Raw genomic sequence first — 1,568 nt, forward strand, 5'->3', positions numbered from 1 at the left:
GCCTTTCTGTCAATTTAAACGCATCTCTATTCTCAAAATCATCAGCAAATTTCACTACTTTGCTGTTTTTTCGGATCCTTTTAAATACGATTTCATGACTGATGCTCCCGAAAAAAGCTCTGCTTTCAAATTTCTACAATACTCTGCAAGCTCTGCTCCTGTTGGCATAAAGGTTTTCGAAAAGCCGTTTGCTTTTCCGCATATGATATCCTTAACAGCCTGTTTAAGGGTATGTTCTGAAGCATCTGATAAGGCTATGCTATAGTTCAAAGCGATAACATTAGGGTCTATATTGGCTGGTATTTTTAGACCAGAAAGCAAATAAGCAGCCGCCTCGATATGTTCAACCGTAACTTTCCGTGAAAGCAGTGCTTGTAAGCGATTACAGTCTTGCAAAACTTGCGATCTCTCCTCCAGTGTCAATGGCTTTCCATGCATAGAGATTGGAGGATACACACTCCGGTCCACTCTCTTGGAAAGTGCTTGCAAATGAACTGATAGCCTCTGTATCTCTGATGCATTCTGATCCATAAGAATCGCTAGTGGTGATTGCTGCTTTGAGTGTACTGAAGCTTTGTGAAAGGCTGTTTGTGAAGTTATTTGTTGAGAGCTTATAGCGTTCGTTTGCATATCGTTTCTCCTGTTCTAATTTCTTGGCTAGCGTTCCATTCTGGTTAATAATCCAACCACACCAAGCACTTTGCCAATCGCGATTGTTTGCATTTCGACATGGGTTGGCTTTCCAATGAAGTTTAAATCTTTCGAATTCTAATAACGCCTCATCATGCGTTAAGCCTTTATCGATTGCGTATTGCAAATCGGGTTCAAAATCTTCTGGTACGCTTCCAAGTTCTTTTTTCCCCTTACTTCGCTTGGCTTTCTTAGGAACGCTTGTCTGCTCGTGAATGGGAGGTTGGTTGGTTTGCTCTGATTGGCTTTCAACATCACACTCGATTGGCTCGTCAACCAAATCGATTGTTTCTAAATCTTCAAAATTAATTTCTTTTTTTAATAAAACGTTAGTTTTATTTTTTTTATATATGTTAATGTTATTGTTATTGTACCCTCTTGAAGAATCTTCAAGACATCTTGAAGAATCTTGAAGACTTCTTAAAGAATCTTGAAGCTCTCTTGAAGATTCTTCGTGGTTTTTATGTTTTCTAGTATTGGCGGCTTTTGCTGCTCTTTCTGCAAACTTATTTAAAGTTTCGTCTGAATTTTTTAATTCTTCTTCAACATCTGAACACCACAAATGACCATCTTCTGAAAGAATAATGTGTCCAGATCTAAATAAGTAATCTAATGCCTTCTGAAATCTTTTTACTGAACAACACGTAAAATGAGATAATATTTGCGCATCATTTACAAGAGGCTCTCTAGTGCGCAACATTTGCAATCGCAATCGCATATAAACATTGCCTTCAATTGCGGGTAAACAAGCGAGATCAAGAAGCCACTTGTCTGCAAAAAGCCTCGTCCATGGTAATTTACTGGACATACCCCAATTCCCTTTCTTTAACTAAATATAAAATTGCTAAAGCATCTGCTTCGTTATCATCTTTCGGATT

Annotated in this window: 2 protein-coding genes; both read right to left on the minus strand. The window is 38.1% G+C overall.

All coding sequences use genetic code 11. The features are described from left to right. Positions 1 to 54 precede the first annotated feature (54 nt). Positions 55 to 396 (minus strand): hypothetical protein, encoded by a 342-nt coding sequence (locus tag ACFIJL_RS09350; protein WP_273791712.1) that lies wholly within the window; start codon positions 394 to 396, stop codon positions 55 to 57. Beyond that, positions 383 to 1,498, minus strand: coding sequence for a hypothetical protein (locus tag ACFIJL_RS09355; RefSeq protein WP_375624421.1), 1,116 nt, complete (start codon positions 1,496 to 1,498; stop codon positions 383 to 385). Before ACFIJL_RS09355 ends, ACFIJL_RS09350 begins: the two co-directional genes overlap by 14 nt. Positions 1,499 to 1,568: the final 70 nt, after the last annotated feature.

Origin of the sequence: Bartonella sp. TT119HLJHH (assembly GCF_042193385.1) — a bacterium.
Classification (GTDB): Bacteria; Pseudomonadota; Alphaproteobacteria; order Rhizobiales; family Rhizobiaceae; genus Bartonella.

What these genes read in the sequence shown, in the direction of transcription:
- ACFIJL_RS09355 (WP_375624421.1), bottom strand. Translation starts at nt 1,498, where the DNA reads ATGTCCAGTAAATTACCATGGACGAGGCTTTTTGCAGACAAGTGGCTT.